Origin of the sequence: Variovorax trehalosi, assembly GCF_051216415.1 — a bacterium.
In the GTDB taxonomy this organism is placed as follows: domain Bacteria; phylum Pseudomonadota; class Gammaproteobacteria; order Burkholderiales; family Burkholderiaceae_C; genus Variovorax.
In genome coordinates, this window is record NZ_JBPJZG010000002.1 from 111,920 (window position 1) to 128,345 (window position 16,426).

Sequence of the window (16,426 nt, forward strand, 5' to 3'; positions counted from 1 at the left end):
TCTCGAATTTGAATCTCAGAGCTTGGGTACAGACTGATCGATGTCCCATTGCCAGAACGTCGAGCCATAGTCGCTGCCTTCGATGTTCGGCATTACCTCGCCTTGTGTGAAATAGCGCCGACTTCCCTTAAGTGCGGGCGTGAACCACCAACCTGCCTGCGGGCACGCCTCCCCTCCCGGCGTGCGACTTGGACCTGATGGCAAAGGCTCCATTCGATGCCCGCGAGCCCAATCCACAAGGTCCTTCGGGTAGACCAGATGGTCTCGGTAGCTACTGTCATCAATGTCCCATAGCACCGTCACAAGCGCAGCCTCGAAGGCCCAGTAGCCAAAATAGCCAATTTGGTCCGTGTGGGTGCCGTGCCAGTAGCACTCCTTCAGTCCCTTGTACCAACCGTCCAAAAATTCCTTGACCAAGGCGGGGCGGTCCTCCGGGACAGCAACGGTGGCCTTGGCCAGTGGTTTGTAGGGCACTGGGTGCAACAACACGCGCTCAGTGGCCTCCCTAGGCTGGCCCAAGCGCTCGACTACCGACTCGAACAGGCCATCGCGGCCTCTGCTGAATTCACGGGCAATGTCCAGCCAACTCAGAACTTTGGGCACCAGATCGGCATGGCCCAGCAGCTTGCACAGGGCCAGCAGCCACATGACATAGACGTAGGCCTCGATCTGCGTGATGGTGAGGGTGCGAGCTTCGCTGGGACGCGGATTGTCGAAAGGGATGTATCGGTCGAAGGCTTCGACGACGGAAGGAAGCTCGCGCGACAGGTTCTCGATGGGACTGCCGGCGGTGTAGCGGAGGACGAGGAGTTCAAGGGTTTCACTTGCAACTTTCCACGCATAGCTCCCCCGCGCGCCCTCTCGCAAAGCAGTATTTGAGATCTCGGTTCGAAAGTCACTGATCCTGTCTTGCAAGTCCTCTTCTCGGTCCTTGGCGTGAGCCTCGTCAAGAAATCTCTGCCGTCGCACATCTTTGAATGCCATATCGTTTCCTAGTACGTGTTGCCCTCAGGCGTAGTCGATCCCTTGCGCGGCTTCGGCGTCATGCTCTCCAGGTCCATGCCTGAGGCCACTACGTCGATCAGGACGTAAAGCTTGGTGTTACTGCCTACAGGCCCCGAGAGGCACACGAAGATCCATCGGGCATAGCCCGCATTCGTGATCTCCTTTTCCTTCGTATTTCGAAATGCACTATTTCCCGCTCTCGGATAGTGCCGCTCTAACGCCTGCGGAATACGTTTCTCCGTCCACTTCACTCCCAACTGCTGCCCATCACAAGTATTCTTCAGCCGATTCTTCGTCTCATCCTTGATCCCCTCGATGTCCTTTTCATCGAACCCCTTGGCAATGTTCTTGGCCTCGAACACCACGAACTTCGGATAGGTGCTTTGCGGCGGCTCGCCCGCAAAGTCGTAGCGCGTCTGTGGCGGCTTGGCATCTGGCGGGATAAAAACTAACTTGCCCGGCTTGGGCTGCGTCACCTGTGTGGGCATCGGGTTGGGCTGGTCGCGGGGTTCGTGCTTCTCGAATAGTCCATCGAGCCCGCGCCCTTTGGGTGGATCGACCAAGCGCTTGTAAAGCAGCGCCTGCTCCATCAGCACGTAGCCGTCGTTCTCGCACTCAGCGCCGTTCTTCTGGTTCTCTTCCTTCTGCGCCCTGCAGCGGTTGTTGGTTGTGTCGGTGTCGGCCAGTGGCTTGGACTCATCCAGCGGCACCACGATTTGCGTGGGCGCATCTTGCGGGGCGAGTGGGGGCCTGGCGTCGCCTTGGGGATCGGCCGGGGGTACTGCGGGCGCCGGGACTGGTGGGCGTCTGGGTGTATCACCGGGGATCATCAACGGGACCAGCACGATAAGCCAGGGGTAGCGCAACAGGTAACGCAGCAAACTCTTTTCTGCCGCCTGCGCACCGGCCGGCGGCAGGGGCGGCGGCACCAACCGCAGATTGGGTTTCGGCCGCGGCATGCGCGGATCATTGGCCGGCACGTCGGTGACTGGCCCGCCTGGCGGCGCAGGCATCGGGTTAGCCTGCGCCAGCAGCACCGGCTCGCCCCAAGCGGTTTCCTGCAACGCCTTGTCCTGCGCCTGCAGGATGTCCGCCCAGGCCTTTATCTCGCTTTGCGCCTTCGTCTTGGCGCCACCCCAGTCGAAGGACTCCACATAATGGCGCGCATCGCCATAGCTCTGACTGTGCATGAAGGCCTGCAACTCGCTCCAGGGTTGCCCTTGAGCGGCCATCTGCATCAATGTGCAGGCTGCGCCGTAGCTAGGCATGAAACCGCCGAAGTACCAGCCCAATTGATCGGCGACCTGCGAGCGCTCGCCGCCGCTCAGCACGTAGCTCAGGAAGTCCCGCGTCAGATGCAGAAAGTCATCGTCGTTGTGAAAGCCCTTGACCCGCGAGAGCCACTGCCCCGCGACAGCCCTGGCCGCATCCGTTTGCCGAATGGCCTCCGCGGGATAGAAGAGCCCGAGAAAACGCTCGATTTCCCCTACCGCCATGCGAACGGCATCCGACAGGTTCGGCTTGACCTGCTGGATGGGAATGGTGCGTGGAATCACGACATTAATCCCTTCACCAGCGCAATGGCCGCATCGGCATCGGTGGCCGCCCCGAAGCGGTCATTCGGCCGCTTCGATTCACTGTCCCACTTGCGCTCGTCTTCGCCCCAGACGACTTTCGCCGAACCCGGTGGCACGCCGTCGTGGCGCGCGAAGCCGTTGTCGTCGAGCTTTCCGCGGATGACGGCGCCGTTGTCGAAGATGAGCTTGTACGCAGCCCCTTTGACGGGCTCCAGATCGTCGTAGTGGTGATTCAGCTCGATGAAGTGCTGCGGCTCGTTGATCGCCCCTGTGGGCAGGTGCGGCAACTCCGCCGGGCTCCCCTTCGGCCCCACGAAACTCTTGCTCGTCCCCTTCACATCCAAGAGCCCCGGCATCTTCAACGTGATGTTCGCCCCATCCAGCTCGATGCTCGTCTGCCCGCCCTTGAGCGTGATCTTCTCCTTGGCCAGCACGTGGATCTCGTCGTTGCTGCTCGTGACCGTGAAGCCTTCCTTGGCCAGCCATTCGAGTTCATCGGTGTGCGCCTGCACGCTCACCAGCCCCTCCTGCGCGATGACCTGAATGCCGCCTTCATGGCTGTAGAGCCCCACGGATTTGCCGGCCGCAAAACTCACCGTCTTGCCCGCCGCCATGTGCGCCTGCTCCTGCGCGGTCCAATGGATCGCCTCGCCCGCAAACACCGTCGCGCTCGCAGGCGTGGCCATGTTCAAGCTCATATTCGCATCGAGCACCATGAGCGGCCGCGCGAAAGCGGGCACCGGGTCCTGGCCTTGACGTGAATCCGCACCTTCGCCGCCCTTCGGCTCCCGCGCATCCTGCCCGTTGACGCTGCCGGGGTAGTGCCCGTTCTTCTCCGGATCGATGTCGTCGATGAGCGGTTGCAACAGCGCCGTCGCCTTCAGCGCCAATGCCTTGGCGCCACCGGCCGCATCCGACAGGTTCTGTGATTCACGCAACGCACCAGCCAGTTGCCCGCGCACGCTCGCGGTGTCCTGCACGCTGCCCGCCGCCCGCTCCTGACCCAGCGTCGAAATCAGCAGACCTTCACCCGCGCGCGTGACCACCCACGCATCGGAGCGCAGCTCGGCACCGGTACCGCGCCACGCACCGCGATTGCTCTCGTCGGGCGACTGCGCATTGAGGTGCCCCAGATTCAGCTGGCTCGCCGCATGCGAACTCGCAAGCCGCGTGCGCACCTGGCCGGGCGCATCGTCCGCGATCCACTGGTTGTAGCCGCTGCCATCGAGCGCGCGGCTGTGCCAGCCCGAGAGCACGCCCGCATGGTTGGCCGACGAATCGGCGCCCGCGGACCACGGCGGCAGGTCCTGTCCGTTGTAGATCTGCTGGCTCACCACCGGCCGGTCGATGTCGCCTTCGATGAACGACACCAGCACCTCCGAGCCGACGCGCGGCAGGTGGTGCGCGCCCCAGTTCGGCCCGGCCACCGGGGCGGCCACGCGCAGCCACACCGACTGGCGGTTGCTCGCATGCCGGCCGGCCGCGACAAGGCTGCCCTGCCCGCTCTGCGCTGACTGCTGTTGCGTTGCCGCACGTTGCGCCCGCCAATGGAAATGCACCTGCACGCGGTGATCGCGTTGCGCGTGAACGGCGGTCAGCATTCGTCGGCATCTGCGCCGACCACGAGCGCGACCAAGGTTGCGCTGGCCGTGGCGCTGCCCGGAATTTCAAAGCTTCGGAGCGGACTGATCCACATCCCATTGCCAGAATGTTGAGCCGTAGTCACTGTCCTCGATCACGGGCATCAATTCGCCAATCTTGAAGTAGCGGCGCGACTTTGTCTTTGCAGGGGTAACCCACCAGCCGGTTCGCGGACACGGCATGCCTCCTTCGATGCGCCCTTGTGCATCCACTCCGCGAATCGTTGCGTGCGCTGCCGAGTCTTCGCGCTTCGCTATGTCCAATCGGTCGCCCAGCGCGTCCGATGCATCATCGAAACGCGTGAAGTAAGTTCCGGCATCCTCGGGCAGGGCAAGCTGGCCAGGCGTGCTGCCGATGTGATACTGCATTTTGGCCACGCGTACGGGCTTGAGAACCCGGTTCAGCCACACATAGCGCGGAGGCAATCCGTCATCTTTGTGCCCAGGCTCTGGATGCGGACCTACCTGGATGAACAGCCCCCCCGAATACGGCTCTACCGTAAAGGTTTCCGGCGCCAGTTCGGAACGCAAGTGCTCTACGCCTCCCAATCGGACCACCCAGTCATCATTGAGAAAATTGAGCCAATGGGCACCAGAGATACCGAGAAGCCCCTCCCGCGAGTTACCAAGCTGGGATGCGATTCGATGCGGTATATCAACGTCAACTCCACTGAACAACTTCGCAAGCTGAGCTTCGGCCCTGCAGGTCGTACTTTCCTCGTTGTAGGTGCGGAGAAAGCCGAGTCCGCCATAAGCTTGGTCGACTTGCAGTCTTTGAGCGCATCGTTTGATCAACGCAACAAACTTTGGCAAGTCGCCATTGGTGAGGAAGGCGAGGGGCGCTTGAAGTCTCAATCTGGCAAAGCTGAAAGCGAATGCCGGATCGACATAGCTTGCGGCAGTGTGGAACAAATAATCGCTGGCGTCATAGGCATGATCCCCACCGCTAGCGTAGTACTGATAGGTGTCCTCGTTTTCCGGATCCCTTAAATATTGCTCGATGGTTGGCACTTTGCTTGTGGGCACGCGATGGCTCGAAACGGTTCCGTTCTTGAAGCCGTAAATCCATCGCAAATTTTCTATACCAACGACGCTCCAGTAATCGCGCCAGCACTCGATCAGAGCCTCGCGTGCCGCCTTCGTGGACTCACGCTCTGGATTCGTATGCTTGAAGTAGAAGGTCGCATAGAGACCTGCTTTGTGCTCGATAAACTTTTTGTCGTCACGCCAGAGACTTTTATAGGGCTCGAGTCGACCGAGGCGGTCTTGGTAGGTGTCGTTCGTCATAGCATCAGGATTGTTCAGCGATTTGCGGCAATCGCAGCTCCGCCTACTGTCAGCATACGCAACATAAAAATTCCCACGGCTGCAACGGCTGCTTCAGGCAGAGCGGCAACCACCAGTGCACCTACTGCAAGGGCGCCGACGATGGCCAACCCATTTGAGACCGTTCCTGGCGACATGCCCCCACCTCTCTGGTTCTTGTCGTTTGCAGCCAACGCCGCACTCACAGCGGCTGCCCAAGCCATCAATTCTGCATGGGTCATCTGACGAATTCTTTCCTTCCTTTTTTCGCAGCGGCAGTCTTTGACCTCGATGGTTTCGACCCGACTGAAATCACCTTGAACGATGTCTCTGTATGCTTCCTCCTGCCTTTCATCGCGGGGCTCGTCAAATTTAAGTTCGTAAATCTTGGCGATATTGAAGCTTTCTGGGGGCATCGCGGGATTTCGCACCAGAACAACATCTGGTCGGCGCAATGATCTGCCACCACGAACGAAGACCGGACTCGAAAGCTGAGCGTTTTTACGGCGCCCCACATGACTGATTACTCCCCAATGCCAACTTAGGGCCTTGGTCACATTGTTCCGCGACATCAGCGGTTGCGGCCATGCGGGGGTTCTGTCCCCTATGGCTCGGAATCGCGCTTTGTAACCTTGCATGTCGTAGTAGACCTCCGCCTTGACCCAACTCTTGTAGTCAATGGCTGCATCCAATGTCTGGAAAAGGCCGGACACACAGTTCTGCTGCATCCGGCGAGTCTCAGCAACTGCCTCCTCAGGCGTCTCTGTTACTGCGACCACGGCTTCAGGGCTTGCCGTCTCTCCATCGGTTAGCGTCTCCGGAACTTCCCCGTCGTCTTGATAGATCTTCCTGCAAGCGCACATCACTACGCACATGAACTCCTTCACGGGATCCTGAAAGGCGGGAAGCCCAGTCGGCGCATCCGTGGTCATGCCTTGGCCAACCACACGGCGTTCTCCGTTCAAGTCGAGCACGGGATAAGTTCTTTGATCGTTCATGCCTGGATATCCAATCCATCTTGTTCGACTTCCAGCCGGATCTGCTCAGGCGTCTGGGTCACCACATTGCCCGTACGCCCTTCTTCATCCGTCCAACCTTCAATGGTTTCGCCCGAAGCGAGAGTGATCCAGTAGCGCACGTTCGCCGCAGCCTTGCCCGTTGCGCTTTCGATCAACTTGAACCCCTCGCTGTAGATTTTTCCTGTGGGCAGCGCAGGCAGTGCGGCAGGCGCACCCTTCGGCCCCACGAAACTCTTGCTCGTCCCCTTCACATCCAAGAGCCCCGGCATCTTCAACGTGATGTTCGCCCCATCCAGCTCGATGCTCGTCTGCCCGCCCTTGAGCGTGATCTTCTGCTTGGCCAGCACGTGGATCTCGTCGTTGCTGCTCGTGACCGTGAAGCCCTCCTTCGCGAGCCATTCGAGTTCGTCGGTATGCGCCTGCACGCTCACCGGCCCCTCCTGCGCGATGACCTGGATGCCGCCTTCGTGGCTGTAGAGCCCCACCGACTTGCCCGCCGCAAAACTCACCGTCTTGCCCGCCGCCATGTGCGCCTGCTCCTGCGCGGTCCAGTGAATCGCCTCGCCCGCATACACAGTGGCGCTCGCAGGCGTGGCCATGTTCAGGCTCATGTTCGCGTCCAGCACCATGAGCGGCCGTGCGAAGGCAGGCACCGGGTCTTGCCCCTGACGTGAATCAGCTCCCTCGCCGCCCTTGGGCTCCTTCGCGTCCTGCCCGTTGACGCTGCCCGGGTAGTGCCCGTTCTTCTGCGGATCGATGTCGTCGATGAGCGGTTGCAGCAACGCCGTCGCATTCAATGCCAGTGCCTTCGCGCCACTGGCTGCGTCCGACAGGTTCTGCGCCTCGCGCAGCGCGCCGGCGAGCTGGCCGCGGACGCTCGCGGTGTCCTGCACGCTGCCCGCGGCTCGCTCCTGCGCAAGCGTCGAGATCAGCAGCCCTTCGCCCGCACGCGTGACGACCCACGCATCGGAGCGCAGTTCGGCGCCGCTGCCGCGCCAGGCCCCGCGATTGCTCTCGTCGGGCGACTGCGCATTGAGATGCCCCAGGTTCAACTGGCTCGCCGCGTGCGAGCTGGCAAGCCGCGTGCGCACCTGTCCGGGCGCATCGTCCGCGATCCACTGGTTGTAGCCGCTGCCATCGAGCGCACGGCTGTGCCAGCCCGAGAGCACGCCCGCGTGGTTGGCCGACGAATCGGTACCGGCGGACCAAGGCGGCAGGTCCTGTCCGTTGTAGAGCTGCTGGCTCACCACCGGCCGGTCGATGTCGCCTTCGATGAACGACACCAGCACCTCCGAGCCGACGCGCGGCAGATGGTGCGCGCCCCAGTTCGGCCCGGCCACCGGTGCGGCCACGCGCAGCCACACCGACTGGCGGTTGCTCGCATGCCGGCCCGCCGCGACAAGACTGCCTTGCCCGCTCTGGCCTGACTGCTGCTGCGCTGCCCGCTGCGCCTGCCAATGAAAGCGCACCTGCACGCGGTGATCGCGCTGCGTGTGAACGGCAGTCGGCGCCTCGTCGTCATCGGCGCCGACCACGAGCGCGACCATCGCCTCGGGCGCCGTGGGCTTGGGCCGCCAGATCGGCGCGATCTGCGCTTCGGCCGGCTGGGCCTCGAAGCTGTTGCGGTAGCTGCCCTTCTCGAGCTCGCCGGCCTCGAGCACCTGCGCGGCCTGCGCGCCGAGGTTGTTGGCGGCCTCGTGGCGCACGCGCAGCGTGACGAATTTCTGGCCCTCGTAGCGGTCGTGCTGCGTGAGCGTGAAGCGCTCGCCGGCGCCCAGCTGACGCACGCTGCCCCCCGCGCTGTAGCGCTTGATGCGCGACTCGAACGCCACCAGCTGGTTCTCGGCACGCCGCTCGGCCGCTGCGTTGTTGGCGTAGCGCTGGGAGCCCGCGCCGTCGTAGTGCTCCAGCACGGGCACGTCGCCCATGGCCAGCGCGCTCTGCGTCGAGCCGGTGGGCGCCTGCAGCACGCTGGCGTCCCACGCGTTCACCGTGACGGCGTTGCTGACAAGCTGGCGCTTGCTGCTCCATGCGGTGATGGCGTCCTGCTGTTCGGTGGCGTCGACGCGGTGGAAGCGGATCTCGGGCAATGCGCAATCGGGCGTTTTTGCCTCGCGATCGAAGATCACCAGGCGATGGTGCGAGGGCGTCGTGTTGTTGCTGTTGTTGGTGCCGCTCCCGCCATCTTTGGTCTGCTCGTGCTCGAAGCGAAAACTCAAGCCTTCCTCCGTGAGCAGGCGCATCACGAAGGCGAGGTCCGATTCGCGGTACTGCACGCAGGTCGGCCGCACGGGCAGCTCTTGCGTGACTTCGAAGGTGAAGCTGGCGGTCGTGTGGTCGGCGAACACTTCGCTCACGATGTCCTGCACGCTCTTGGCGGCGTACACAAAGCTGTCGCGGCGAAGGCCCAGCGCGGCGAGCCAGGGCTGCAGGTGCAGCCGGTAGCGCGCAAGGCCGCCGTCGCCGCCCAACGCGTCGACGGCCGTGAGGTAGCCGTGCCAGGTGCGGAAGCTGCCGTTGGCCAGCAGGAGACGCAGGCTCAGCTCCTCGCCGATCAGTGCGAAGGGATCGAACTCGCTCGATGTGGCGAGGGTGTCGATGGTGAAGGCGAAGAGTTCGTTGATGCCTTCGGTGGCGGTGAAGCGTTCGACGACCGCCGCGTTCTCGGAAAAACCGGCGGTCGTCGGCCACCGCAATACGGCCAACCGGGCTCGTTGCGAGAGCGCAGCGACGTTGAGGTTGCCCGCCGACAGCAAAGGAACATCCAGGGCTTTGTCAAACATGATTTATCCAGATATTCAGTTCAATTCGGATTCATTCCGGTCGAATTCATCGCTTGGCCAAGTGCCTCCATCTGCAATTCCGGCTCATTCAACCAAGAAATTTTTCGATGCTTCCCGTTGGAAAATGCACTTTGCTGCACCCATTTTTCTATTTCATCGTCAGCTGTTCGCCAAATGATGATTTCGACGATGACGGTCAGGAGAATTCCCCATGGACCGATGATCATTCCGAAAATGCGACCCGCACCAAACGAGGCTAGTCCAAGACAGACTTCCATCGCGCCAGCCGCCCGTACGCTGTAGGTGGTTGCCACATAGATGCTCGCAATCGCTTGCGAAAAATCGAGCACCGCTTTGGTACAGAGAAGGCCTTTTCGAAAACCACTCAATCTTTCACGGCCAACGGCCAACAGATCGTCATAGACAGCAAGCCCCGAAGAAATGCCACCGCACAGGCCGGAGAAGAATTTGAACCTGCAATACGCGGGCGTTTTGAAAGGCAATTCGGCGCCGGCATTCAATTGCCTTGCGCGCTCGACCTGCGCGGCAAGATCAAAAGAGCATTGAGCCACGACAGAAGAGCAGCCAAGCAACTGCCTTGTCAAAATCCAGTTGTCATATTTCTTTGTTCGCGCGTAATCGAGCAGATAGAGCAATCTTCCAAACTCCACCAGTCCGACGGTAATGGCCAGAAATGCGCCGCGACTCGTCAATTCTTTTTGTCTGACCAGTCCTTTGTCTGCCGGCTCTTTTCCTAACTTTTTCCAGGTCTCCGCCTGCGTGGGAGTCACCGCCGGATTCGTCCTGGTATTTTTTATGACTTCCTCGGCCTTGGCGTGCAGTTCGGATTGGACATTCTTGCCAACCTCCGCCCTGACTGCTGCATCGTCCGCCGTTCCATCCAGCAGAAAAAAATAGATGATGTTCGCGCCAAGGCGATCCATTCTCTTGTTGATTCCAATCCACTTAAACAACGTGTAATCCCGTCCGTACCACCGGGTTTGCGGCGTTATTTCCCGGGAGCCACCTCCCCCCATCGTCTCCATGGCGGCAAAAATTGTCGCGTTCATTTTTGGAAGCTGCTGGTGGATTTGCACGCCCTTGGGCGTTTGTATGCCTTTCCCTTTTCCAGCCAATGCTTCGTGAACCTGCACGCCAAGCTGTGCCCGATAGATATTTGGCACAGCCTTCACGTTCTTTGCCATTGGATCGATCTGATCCAATTTGACAAATTCCTTATCCCTCAGCGCATAGGCCGCCCTGAGAACCGCCATCACGTCTTCTTCCTTGTCCGCACGGCAATGACACAATGTTCGGACGAGAAGATTTTTCTTTCCCTGGATCTTCAATTCCGCCCATTGAGAATAAAGGCTCATCCCGCCGTCTGATGAATCGATTCCGTCCAGCAGATCGTTCATGACCGTTGCCAACTGCAAGCATTCATCCTTGGAGGTCGAATCGTAATCGTCGAATATGAGAAAAAGTCCGTCATATTGAAGCCAGTCGGCCAAAGCGTCGCATCGGTCTTTTACAACTTCAGCATGGTCCTTGAGAAAATTCTTGTAGCTGGCGTTGAAATAATTAAATCTTTCCCAGTCGACGTTCTGGTAATAGTCCGTAGCATCGTGAAAATCGGACCAAGCCCATTGAGTGTCGCGCAGGACCTTCTGCATCAGAGGGCCTGGGCTTTCGGCTTCCTTCAATGCGGCTTCATCGGATTGACGGACGGTGTACCTGGATATCGTCTGAGATCCGCCCGACAGGTCCCCCGGGCTTCCGATGATCGGCTCTTCTTCAATATCGACCTGCGCTTCCGGCGCCAGGAACGACTTTCTCTCTTCATATTCGCGTTCGGACATGGGCTCGGCGCTTTTCCTGATGACGCGCGCCCGGTATTCGCCTTCTTCTTCTACATTGAATATTTTTTTGCCGAGCGGCCCACCTGATTTCGCCTCAGCCCACGCGTCTTCGGGCGACTGAATGATCCGGTAATCGGTGCGCGCTTCGCTGATGACGTATTTGTCGCCGGTTTTCCCGTTGTAGCCGTACTCCGCGGGCACCGGAATTTCTTCCTTGGTAAAACCGGCGGCTGGCCTGCGCTCATCGTACTCGTCTTTTGTCAATTGCCGGCTGCTTTGCTTGTGCGCCCAGGCAATCGGAAATGCATGAATTGCATTGGCGGCTTCAATTTCGGCTTTTCGCTGGGTTTCGTACTGCACGAGATCCATCAGATTCTTTCCGAGAATCCCGTTTAATTCCAAAGCAACGCCCAGCGGATCGTCCAGCGCCAGCAATACCCCTGGATGAGCGTCGCCACTGCGCAGCTTCATGGGATCAAGATAATTTTGAACGATTCGGACATCCCAATCATTTTTCTGACTACGCCGCGTCTCCAGGGAATTATTGGCGTAGATATGAAATTCATTACCAAACGTATAACCCTTGGTATCGGGCTCATTGTCTGCCCAGCGAAACAATGACTTATAAATGGAGCCCCATGACCTCAAAATATCCGGATTATGCAGGCCGCACAATTTAGGATCGGTCGATATGGCTCGCCGTGACCAAGGCGACAACTCGTGAAGAAGCGTTCCAGGCTCATCCTGATCTATCATTTCTTCCGCGATTTTTTGCCTCTCGTAGAAGTTTTTTACGATATGCTCATTAACGTCGGGGCAATACTCCAATACGCTTTGAATTTTCGTGATGTCGGCATTCACCCATCCTTGGCCTTGCTCGCCTGCGCCCTTCTTCTTGAGCATGTCTGCCGGCTGTATATGCATCATTCTCGTGGCAGGCTCCTTTTCCATGTGCAGCCGTGTGTTCCGGCTCCAGGCGTGCTCGCTGAAAGCGATATAGGCAGTGTGACAATCCTCGGGGTCCACGATGGTGATGTGGCCCAACGTTTTTCCTGATTGTGGACCGCATCTTTTGCAGGGTGCCGACTGTTCTTCCCGAATAGTGAGGGAGGGCTTGGGAGCTGCCGCCGCAGTGAGGGAAAAAGAGCCGGATTCGTTGACGGTATAAACCTCCCACTTCGCGATCACCCCATATACCGTCTTGCGCGCTGTCGGGTAGTAGACATAAAGATAACCGGACCGCATGGCTCGCAATCCCGCCTGCGCGTTGCCTCCCAGATTTCTTCCTGTCCATTTGCAATGCGCCCAATCTGGCATTTTCAATACGCCGGGCAAATCCTCCCAGACGTTTCTGTTTTTTTCTCCGACATCCTTGTCGACAATAAATTTCCTGGGCAAAACCGCCATACGTACCGGCAGGATGGCAAGCCCGGTGGCTGTGCATTGAGAACAGGTGCCCGTCATTTCTTCTCCATTTGCTCGGCCGCCCATTTTTCTTGCGGAAATTGGGAGAGCGCTATTGCTATTTGCCGGTCGATGTCCAGTTCGGCGTTGCGTCGGGCGTGCCGTAGGGCATCCAGCGCCTTGTCCCGCAATGTCTCCAGGGGCGGGAAAGTGTCCGTGCGCATGCTGCCCGGCGGTTTGCCCCGCAGACCGGCCTGCCACTCCCGCAAGGCAAGGTTGAACGGGGTCACGGCATCGATTTCTTCCCACTGGTGCGGCGTCAGCAGCAACGAAGCCCACCTGGGGCTCGCCAGTGCGTCTTGGTCGCGCACATCGTCCAGGGCGCGGGAGGGCGCCGTCATGCATGCATGGATCGCCATCAACTGCCCATCCGGCCTGAGCAGCCACCAAGCCTCGCAAGAGCGCGTCCAGGCACGGCGCTGCGCCGGTCTCAGGCTCGACCACAACCCCCACAGCACGGCGGGGTCGTAGAGGCGAACCAGCGCGCTGCTTCCGTCGGGACGTCGCTGGACCAGCAGGCGTGCCGTGTTCTGGGCGATCGCCGCGCCGTCGCGCGCCACGATCCAGCCGCACACTCTGCGGCCGCGGCCCAACGCAAGGGCCTCGGGACGCATTTCAGCCAGCGCGTATTCCAGCGTTTCCGCAATCAACGCCCGGCCGTCACTGGCCTCCAGATCGCAGGCCAGCCACAAGGGGCAGTTGCCGCTATGCATTTCGTACCCGGGAATGGCGGGCTGGACTCTGTCCTGCGCCAAGGCGATCCAGCGATCGACTGTCTCCTCCCGACCCAAGGGGCAAAAGGTCGGGTCGACCAACACCCAGGGCACGCCCGATCTCACTCCGCGAAGCTGTTCTAGGAGCGATATCGAGGTGTGCTCGAGGATGTTGTCATTCACGTCCCGTTCCTCCGGCTACAAGGCGATCGCGCCAGCTTGCGCAGCCGCGGCCGTCTGGGCCTTGAAGGGGCAACCCTTGTAGTCGGCAGCGGGAACGGCGTTGCTCGCCTGTGTTGCCTGCGGCCCGACGAAGTTGTGCATCCCCCTGAACGTCACCTTCCCCGGTGCATGGATCTTGATGCTCGAGCCTTCCAGCTTGATGTACGCGCCTGCACTGGTCAGCAGCACGTGTTTGGGCGCCTCGACATCCACGTTCTTCGTCGTGCTGGCGATCGTCACCTTCTTGTCCGCCGCGATCTTCGTCGCGCCCTTCTGGCTCTGCAGCGTCACGCTGCCGCTGGCTGCGTGCAGCGCAATGCCGCGCTCCTGATTGGGCTCTGTGCCTTCGCCCACCTTGGTGCCGAGCGTGTACAGGCTCACCCCCTTGGCCACGCTCACCGCGATCTGCCCCTGCGCGGGCAGGTCGATGTCCTGGTTCGCGACGATGGTGGTGTTCTTGCCACTCACCGCAATCGCCTCCTTCGGCGTCACGAAGCCAATTCCCATCGGCGCGCTGAACTGCAGGTGCGGCTCGCTGTACGCGGTGACGCTGCCCTGGCCGCCTTCGGTGGTCTTGATGCTGTCACTGTTGCCGCCGTTTGCACTGCCTGATTGCGCCGCACTTCCCTCCTGTGTCGCCCCCAGCACTTCAGCCACATGCTTCAGCGCCTCAATGGCAGGGAGTTGTTCGGGTGCACCCTCACCCTTGATCTGCGCCTTCTGCGTCTGCGCACTCTTGGCCAGCGAGGTGGCCAGTTCTTCGGCCTGTTTCGTTTGCTGTTGTGCCTCGCGGCTGGCCATGAAGGCGCCCTTGGCGTTCTGTTGGGCATGGGCGCTCACGAGCAAGCCTGCGCCAGCACGGATGGCACCCTGCGCAGTCGTGGCGAGTTCGGCGCCATGCCCGCGCGCTTTGCCGCGCGCGTTGTCGTCCTGCTGCTTGTGATGCCCCAGATGCAGCCGGCTGCTGGCCTGTGTGGTCGCCAGGCTCGTGCTGCCCTGCCCGGGCGTGTCGTCGAAGACCAGCTGGTTGTAGCCCCCATCGCCGCTCTGACTGGCGCTCAGCTCCTGGGTCTTGATGCCGGAGAAGACGGCGTTGTGTGCGTGTTCCTTGGCGTCCTTCCCTTCGCCGGCGAACCAGGCCGGGGCGTTGCCGGTGGATTGGGCCGCACCTGCGGACTTCTCGTTGTGCTGCGCGTCGGTCTGGCCGGCGCCGTTGTAGAGCGCGGCGACGACGACCGGGCGGTCGATGTCGCCATGATGGAACTCCACCAGCACCTCCTGCCCCACGCGCGGCAGGGTGACCTGGCCCCAGTTGTCGCCGGCCGCGCTGGCGGCCACGCGCACCCAGGCGCCCAGGCGGTCAGAGGCGGGGGCGTTGTCCTGGCCGTCGGGGCGAAGCTGTCTTGCGCTGGAGCCGCTGCCGCGCTGCCAGTGGAACTGCACCTTGACGCGGTGGTCGCGGTCGGTGTGGATTGGTGCATCACCGCCCGCGCCGATCACGATGGCGCTCTGGCTGCCGTGCACGCTGGGTTTGGGGTGGATGCGCTGGCCGTGGCCGTCCAGGCTCAGGGGACGGTAGGGGATGGCCGCACGCACGGTGGTGAAGTCGTTGCGGTAGTGGGTGACGGTGTCGGGCTTGGCCGCGGCATTGCCGCTGTCTTGGCCGTCGTCACTGTTGCCGGCATCGAACACGGTGGCGATGTCCGGCAGGCCCAGGCGTTCACTCACGCCGACTTTGAGGTCTTCGTCGAAGTTGTTGCGCGCGATGTGGCGCACGGCGAGTACTGCGAAGCGGCGGTCCTCTTCGCTGTCCTTGTCGTGCTGCTCGTGGCCGGTCAGGGTGAAAGTGGTGGCGGGTGCGAGGGTGCGCACGGCGCTCTGGCCTTCGAAGCGCTTGTTGCGCAGCTCCAAGGCTTGCAAGGCGTTGGACAACAGCCGTTCGCCTTGGGCCGAGGTCTCCCAGCCGTAGGCACCAGGGTCGTCGCTCCACTGCAGGGTGCGTTGGCCCGAGCTCCGGCTTTGCTGCTGCACAGGTCTGGCGCTCACACTCTTGTAGTCCCAGCTTTGCTGCGCGAGGCTGTTGGTCTGCAGCTGGCGGCTGCCTCGCCATTGCTGGATGGTGTCTTCGCGCTCGCTCGCATCGGCGCGGTGAAAGCGGATGGTGGCTTGCGCATTGGCGCGGAAGGCGCCGTTGTGGTCGGCGATGACCAGGGTGTGGCTGCCCAGGTTGCCGTCCTTGCCGGTCGCGTGTTCGAACCAGTAGCACAGGCCCTCTTCGGCCAGGAGGCGCGCGACGAAGTCGAAGTCGCTCTCGTGGTACTGCGTGGTGATGCCGCGCACGGGATAGATGTCGCGCTGGGCGATCTCCCAGCGCCATTGCACGGCGAGCTTGCCTTGGCTTTGGTAGCGCGCGAACACGGCATCGACGATGTCGAACACGCTCTGGTGCTGGAACAGGCAACTGTCCTGGCGGTGGCGCAGAAATGCGAGCCAGGGTTCGATGACGATGCGGTAGCGCGCCATGCCGCCGTTGCTCGAGACGCACTCGGCCTCGGTCACATGGCCGTGGAAGGGGCGCAGTTCGGTACGGCTTTGCGCAGTCTGCAGATCGAGGCGCACGCCTTGGCCCATGAGGGTCTTGAGCTCGATGTGGGCGTCGTCGCTCAACGCTGTGAGTTCGAAGCGGAAGCCGCCTTCGTCAAGAGACTCCACGCCTTCGAGGCGTTCAGCCAGGAGCTTGTTCTCGCCCAAGGGCGTGTGCAGCACCAGCAGCCGATACTGCTGTGTCGTACCCGCACGCATTTGCGCGCCGAGCGAAGCCGAATTGAAGTTCGTCATG

General features: G+C 61.1%; 9 protein-coding genes. All 9 read right to left on the reverse strand.

Features of this window, described 5'->3' with window-relative positions; genetic code table 11:
• Positions 1–15: 15 nt before the first annotated feature.
• The 9 genes from ACSFA7_RS08485 to ACSFA7_RS08525 all read right to left on the reverse strand — a co-directional run bounded on the left by ACSFA7_RS08485 (position 16) and on the right by ACSFA7_RS08525 (position 16,425).
• Complete coding sequence (locus ACSFA7_RS08485) at positions 16–984, reverse strand: PoNe immunity protein domain-containing protein (RefSeq protein WP_435498986.1); 969 nt, start codon at positions 982–984, stop codon at positions 16–18.
• An 8-nt stretch (positions 985–992) separates the two neighbouring features.
• The gene (locus tag ACSFA7_RS08490; RefSeq protein WP_435498987.1) at positions 993–2,561 is read right to left on the reverse strand and encodes a hypothetical protein; all 1,569 of its coding nucleotides are present in this window, start codon (positions 2,559–2,561) and stop codon (positions 993–995) included.
• The gene (locus ACSFA7_RS08495) at positions 2,558–4,183 is read right to left on the reverse strand and encodes a DUF2345 domain-containing protein (RefSeq protein ID WP_435498988.1); all 1,626 of its coding nucleotides are present in this window, start codon (positions 4,181–4,183) and stop codon (positions 2,558–2,560) included. The genes ACSFA7_RS08490 and ACSFA7_RS08495 overlap by 4 nt, the downstream gene beginning before the upstream one ends.
• 66 nt (positions 4,184–4,249) lie before the next feature.
• On the reverse strand, positions 4,250–5,509 hold the full coding sequence (locus ACSFA7_RS08500; RefSeq protein WP_435498989.1) for a type VI immunity family protein: 1,260 nt from the start codon (positions 5,507–5,509) through the stop codon (positions 4,250–4,252).
• Positions 5,510–5,523: 14 nt separating this feature from the next.
• Positions 5,524–6,525 carry a hypothetical protein gene (locus ACSFA7_RS08505; protein ID WP_435498990.1) on the reverse strand — a complete coding sequence of 334 codons (1,002 nt, stop codon included), beginning with the start codon at positions 6,523–6,525 and terminating at the stop codon, positions 5,524–5,526.
• On the reverse strand, positions 6,522–9,329 hold the full coding sequence (locus ACSFA7_RS08510) for a type VI secretion system Vgr family protein (protein WP_435498991.1): 2,808 nt from the start codon (positions 9,327–9,329) through the stop codon (positions 6,522–6,524). The genes ACSFA7_RS08505 and ACSFA7_RS08510 overlap by 4 nt, the downstream gene beginning before the upstream one ends.
• Positions 9,330–9,349: 20 nt before the next feature.
• Positions 9,350–12,652 (reverse strand): T6SS effector BTH_I2691 family protein, encoded by a 3,303-nt coding sequence (locus tag ACSFA7_RS08515; protein WP_435498992.1) that lies wholly within the window; start codon positions 12,650–12,652, stop codon positions 9,350–9,352.
• Positions 12,649–13,548 carry a DUF4123 domain-containing protein gene (locus ACSFA7_RS08520; RefSeq protein WP_435498993.1) on the reverse strand — a complete coding sequence of 300 codons (900 nt, stop codon included), beginning with the start codon at positions 13,546–13,548 and terminating at the stop codon, positions 12,649–12,651. Before ACSFA7_RS08520 ends, ACSFA7_RS08515 begins: the two co-directional genes overlap by 4 nt.
• Before the next feature lie 15 nt (positions 13,549–13,563).
• A complete protein-coding gene (locus ACSFA7_RS08525; RefSeq protein WP_435498994.1) occupies positions 13,564–16,425 on the reverse strand; it encodes a type VI secretion system Vgr family protein in 2,862 nt (953 codons plus the stop codon).
• Between the last annotated feature and the right edge of the window lies 1 nt (position 16,426).

Bases quoted from the DNA above. Each gene is read 5' to 3' on its own strand.
- ACSFA7_RS08500 (WP_435498989.1), bottom strand. From the start codon at position 5,509: ATGACGAACGACACCTACCAAGACCGCCTCGGTCGACTCGAGCCCTAT.
- ACSFA7_RS08510 (WP_435498991.1), bottom strand. From the start codon at position 9,329: ATGTTTGACAAAGCCCTGGATGTTCCTTTGCTGTCGGCGGGCAACCTC.
- ACSFA7_RS08515 (WP_435498992.1), bottom strand. From the start codon at position 12,652: ATGACGGGCACCTGTTCTCAATGCACAGCCACCGGGCTTGCCATCCTG.
- ACSFA7_RS08505 (WP_435498990.1), bottom strand. From the start codon at position 6,525: ATGAACGATCAAAGAACTTATCCCGTGCTCGACTTGAACGGAGAACGC.
- ACSFA7_RS08525 (WP_435498994.1), bottom strand. From the start codon at position 16,425: ATGACGAACTTCAATTCGGCTTCGCTCGGCGCGCAAATGCGTGCGGGT.
- ACSFA7_RS08495 (WP_435498988.1), bottom strand. From the start codon at position 4,183: ATGCTGACCGCCGTTCACGCGCAACGCGATCACCGCGTGCAGGTGCAT.
- ACSFA7_RS08485 (WP_435498986.1), bottom strand. From the start codon at position 984: ATGGCATTCAAAGATGTGCGACGGCAGAGATTTCTTGACGAGGCTCAC.